Genomic DNA, 5172 nt, shown 5'->3' with positions numbered 1-5172 from the left:
GGACTACGGTGAGCACGGGTGTGCCTTCCCGACCGACGTTGGCGCGTCGGTCATGCATGAGACCTACATGATCATCGGGAAGGTACACCCCTTCCCTGTAGATCCACAGGTTCTAAGCATTGCTCCTTCGCCGGCTTCGCCCGAAAGCGATCATCGCTTCGGCGTGATGAGGTACAGCTCCACCTCCCCCGCCAACGACAGCTGCCGAACCGGTGGCCCGACCGAGGTGTCAACGCCATCTTCGCGTGTCCGTCCACCAATGACATACACCTATCCACCATCTAGCCAGGCGTTGACGCCGACCAAGGGCCACGGACAATGACACAGCAGGAGTGGGGCGGAAGACATGCACCACCTGCGATCTAGCATTTCCTGGCCGAAAATAACATTTTGGGCAGGCATCGATAGCAATGCATGGCGATATCCCTTAAGCCCACTATGTATCCCTATGCGACCAATGGCCGGATTCTGTGCGGCCCAGCATGCAGATAATCCGCCGTATACTGTGCCGCAGACATGATGGAGGTCTCAGTGAGCGGCACCCGGCGAGCCATCTGCGTGGGCATCGATGAGTACGAAGGCGATGACCGGCTGGACCTTTGCGTAGCGGACGCGACGGAAGTAGCAGAGTATCTAGGTCTGCCACAATATGGGTTCGAAGTAGATCTTCTCATTAATGGTGAAGCTACAAGACCTAATCTGCGCCGCACCCTAATCTCAGCCATGCAGGATGACCTGGAATTTTTCATATTCTACTTTTCGGGCCATGGCATAGTAACGGACCTCGGCGCTTATCTGGTGACCATCGATCACCAGCCATTCGAAGAAGGGCTAAGCCTTTCGGATCTGTCTCTTTTTATCGAAAGGATCTCAACGAATGTGCCCCACTGCCTTACAATTCTAGACTGTTGTCACTCTGGTGCCGGAAATATCGGATCAGGCCTTGCATGCATTACACCTGACGATATAGATCGAGGAATCCCCGCACGAACCGAGTCCCGTACCCTACTTGCGGCCTGTCGCCCTGAACAGTTCGCAGTGGAGGATAGTAGATACGGACATGGGCTATTTACCTATTCTCTTCTAGAGGGATTGGATGGCGATGCCGCCGACCACAAAGGCGATGTAACGGTTGGCGGCCTAGCCGAGTTCATAGTAACGGAATTGGATTCCATCGGCGCTGAACAGATAGCGGTCACCAAAGGTGATTCGGCCGGCAGAGTCGTACTTGGCTCAGGCTTTCCTCCGATTTCCCGTGAAGACCTTCCTCAAAGCGAGCGTAAGAGAATCTTGGAACAAGGTAAGCAGTTCCTCGAAGACTACACCTCGCAATTGCAGAATCGAGCGGAGGACTGGCGCAGGGACGGGCATCGAACAGCTAGCAAGATGCTCGCTCCTACTCTCCGCTGGTTCGAGCGAAACAGAAGAGAACATAGAGACCTTTACACGGATCCCGAGTTCTCTCAACTCTACATTTCTGCATTTAATCGCGCCAAGCAACTCGCTGAGATCGACCTAGGCACACAGCTCGAACTCGGAACGGTTACACGAATAATTGGCGGTGGTGGTTTCGGGACCGTCTATGAGGTAACAGGAGACGGAGAGAAGCTCGCTTACAAGGTATACCATCCAACAGAATATGGGAATGCGGAAAAACGCAGTCTGTTCTCCCGGGGCTATCGCGCCATGGAGCAACTGGATCATCCGCGCGTGGTAAAGGTCCGCGGTTACACGGAAGCACCCCTTGGGTTCTTCATGGAATATGTCGATGGTCCAAATTTTATGGACCTTCCAAACATTATTGAAGACCCGGCCGCCATCCTCAGATTTCTGCTGCTCACAGCAGAAACTATTGCACATGCCCACAGCAGGACGGTAATTCACCGCGATATTAAACCGCAGAACATTTTAGCTCTTTATGATCAGGAGCGCGAAACCTGGCTGCCGTATCTATGTGACTTCGACCTGGCCTGGTTTGGTCAGGCTACACAAGTCACACGAGACGCATGGGGCAACCTCTCTTACGCGGCACCTGAACAAATGACCAACCCCCGATCTGCTGCTGCCCACAGCGCACATGTCGATATTTACGCTTTCGCCCAACTATCCTATTTTGCGATTACCGGGACTGACCCTGTTCCTTTGGGGCGAGCCAACAACACTCGCCTTCTTCAGGAGAAGCTCAATGCCTGGCCTGTGGGGTCAGCAGCACAGCGGTTTATCGACTGGTACGTGAGATGCAGTGAATCCGAGCCGAATAAGCGTTTCGCGAACTTTCGTGCAGCAATGGATGAACTAGCCGAGATTGAGTCGGAACTTAGATCTCCCGACAACAGAAAGCTTACTGTTCAGAGAACTATCAATGAAATCGGATTTGCACTATCCGGTTTCAGCGCTGCCGAGTCCGCTGTCTCATCTGGTGGCGCTTTTACGAGCGCCTCTGGACGGACCAGCATTAATCTTGCTTCCGATAAACCGAATATCGAGGAGAGCGCACGCACGGTCGATATAATTGCCACGCTCAAGCTCTACAATATTCAGCTCGAAGGCAACATGTCGAATGAGCGGAAGCGAGCACTTTTAAACAGCAGGATCGACGAGATCGTCCGCACATTTCCGGGCGTCAAAAGGAAGCCAGGCACACAGGGCACCTTCGAGACCTTCATTATTATTCAAGGTGTCGACTGCGACAGGAACGGAATTCAGCATGCCCGCCTCGTCCTCAGCCACATAATTGAGGCTATTGAGCGATGACGCGAAACTATTCCGACTAGTAAGCGTGAATGCCTGCAACCCGCAAGGCCGCAGGCACGGGACGGACTGGGATTGCGCCAATCGAGTCCCTGATGGTTTTGGCGTTTTGCTGCATTCCGGCCGCGTAGCTGTTTTGGCGACCTACCTGACGATCCAGCATAAGAAGCGACGGATGCTGTCCATCCCGTCTGCCGTCGACCCCACCGCGGAGCGGCAGCGGGCCGGCGACGGAGGTGCAAGCCCGGCCTGACGTGTCCCTCCGCCTGGGCACCTTCCACGGTCATTGGACGCCAACGGTCACAGCCGGGCTTGCGGCGGAGGAGGCGGTCTGCTGGGCTTGCCTGGGGTCGATGGTGGGCGGGATGGACACCCGCCCCAGCCACCCCACCACCCGCACATGCGTTCGAGGCCGTCCCGGAGCCGGAGCGCCCCCCGCCGGAGGCGTCACCATGCGCCGCGCGGCACTGGCGGCTGTTCCAGCCCGGCATCACCGCCCTGTGATGGACCTGTACTGTCGCGCGGCGGCCCGCCTCGACTCGTCCGCGCCAGCCGTCCGGCGGTGTCCTTAGCCGGCCGCCGGGAGCGCCAGCGGGAGGCGGCGGCGTTGCCGTGACGGCGGCGCGTGCGGCCCGGCTTCGGGCCGCCTTGAAGACGTACAGAAAGTTCTCACAGGGCACGGACGCCATTCGGTGGAACGATCATGCTTGGCCGCTCGGCATGCCTACGGCGCTGGCCGCAGCGGCTAGATCGGGCACTTCGAGCACTTCGATGCCGTTGCTCGCGAGGAGTTCGACCCCTTGGCAGTCAGCGACAAACAGGCTCGGCTCGCGCCAGGCGATGACTACTCGGGGGATGCCCGCCTCGATGATGAGCTGAGCGCATGTGCGAGGTCGCGATCGGCGTTCGGAGCAGGGCTCCAAGGTGCTGTAGATCGTCGCACCCGTAAGGTCAGGCCCGTCCACCATGTTGAGCTTGGCGAGGGCTGCTTCCTCGGCGTGCACGTGCGGATCTGTCTCGCGAGAGTATCCGCGAGAAATCTCCCTGCCTTCGCGGTCCACAACGATCGCACCAACCGAGAACGCGGTCGTCGATGGCGGGCACTTTTGAGCAAGCTCGATGGCGGCAATGAGCCACTGGCGATCGATCGAAGTGATTGCAGTCATGATGTGGAGTCCCCGGATGCTGCCTTCGGCAGGTAGCGAATCAGAACGACGTCGCCGATGGAGCGGACCTCGGCAACCTTCATCCTATGAGCGGAGCCCCCGGGGAACTGGCCGGCGTTGACGAACCTCGGAGCTGCCGAATCTCCGACGAAGATGGGAGCGACGGCTAGGTGTATCTCGTCGGCCAGGCCCTGAGTAAGGAACTGCGTGTGGATCGTGCCTCCACCCTCAACCATGAGATGCCGAATGCCTCGCTCCCCCAGGTCGTCGAGCATCACGCCAAGGTCGACAGTGGGGCCGGTGCTCACCACGTCCGCGAGACCGTCGAGCGTCTCGCGGACCTTGGTCGCTGCGGTGTCGGGGCAGTAGACGACCTTCTCCCCGCCGTGGTGCCAGAACTTCAGGTCACGGCTCAGGTCACCGCTGCCTGTGATCGTCACCTTGAGGGGGTAGGCCGGAAGCCCTCGGGAGACTCGCTGGGCGCGTCGCGCTTCGGAGTTGACCAGTAGGCGCGGGTTGTCACGGCGCATGGTGGTTGCGCCGATCAGGATCGCGTCGGTGTTGGCTCGTACTTCGTCAACTCGGTCGAAGTCGGCGGCGTTGGAGAGCAGGAGCCGTTCGGGGGTTGTGTCGTCGATGTAGCCGTCGACGGACATGGCACAGCTCAAGAGCACATAGGGGCGCGGCATGGCGTGATTCTTTCGTACGGAGCTGGGGGAATCTAAGCCTGGTGGGCAATGAGGCTGTCGAAGGTCTGGCGGAACTCGGCCACTGCCGGCACCTTCTGCCAGCGCTCAAGTTGCGTGTCCAAGCGCGTCAGCTCAGTCATGATTCGGGCTGAGCCGGTGGCGGCCGCGATGCTGAGAGCCTCCGCGCCGACCTTCGCGGCCTGCTCGGGCTCGCTCGCTCCAGCGTAGGCAGTCGACTCACGCGCCAAGTACACACCTCGGTCTCGGTGATATCCGGGCGGTAGTGCGGTGATCGCGGTACGGAAGCCTGCGGCTGCGGTTTCGTGGTCCCCGAGAGCGGCGAGACCCCGGGCACGGTGTACCTCGACGTAGGACGGGTCCATCCATGGGATCAGGCACACTTTCCGTGATCGGACCCCGGCTGAGCTGGTCACGGTTACTGAGCTGGTCACGGTTCAGGTGTTCTAGCCAGTAGGTCACCTGTCGATGGCGACGATCTGCGGCGTGTTGATCAGTGAGATGGTCGCGGTCTTGTTCCCTCACCTGGCCCGCGTGTGCATTGACCA

Annotated in this window: 4 protein-coding genes; 1 reads left to right on the top strand and 3 read right to left on the bottom strand. The window is 59.0% G+C overall.

Features of this window, described 5'->3' with window-relative positions:
* The first annotated feature begins 531 nt into the window (after positions 1-531).
* Complete coding sequence (locus HHX30_RS40155; RefSeq protein WP_169989187.1) at positions 532-2754, top strand: protein kinase domain-containing protein; 2223 nt, start codon at positions 532-534, stop codon at positions 2752-2754.
* 698 nt (positions 2755-3452) lie between these two features.
* Here the strand turns inward: HHX30_RS40155 and HHX30_RS40150 are convergent.
* From HHX30_RS40150 to HHX30_RS40140, 3 genes are all read right to left on the bottom strand, one after another.
* Positions 3453-3917, bottom strand: coding sequence for a deaminase (locus HHX30_RS40150; protein WP_169989186.1), 465 nt, complete (start codon positions 3915-3917; stop codon positions 3453-3455).
* Positions 3914-4573 carry a dihydrofolate reductase family protein gene (locus tag HHX30_RS40145; protein WP_249351062.1) on the bottom strand — a complete coding sequence of 220 codons (660 nt, stop codon included), beginning with the start codon at positions 4571-4573 and terminating at the stop codon, positions 3914-3916. The genes HHX30_RS40150 and HHX30_RS40145 overlap by 4 nt, the downstream gene beginning before the upstream one ends.
* A 65-nt stretch (positions 4574-4638) precedes the next feature.
* Positions 4639-4854, bottom strand: coding sequence for a hypothetical protein (locus tag HHX30_RS40140; RefSeq protein WP_169989184.1), 216 nt, complete (start codon positions 4852-4854; stop codon positions 4639-4641).
* Positions 4855-5172 lie beyond the last annotated feature (318 nt).

This window comes from Microbispora sp. H10836 (genome assembly GCF_012999525.1).
GTDB lineage: Bacteria > Actinomycetota > Actinomycetes > Streptosporangiales > Streptosporangiaceae > Microbispora.
This window is presented reverse-complemented; position numbering and strand designations above follow the sequence as displayed.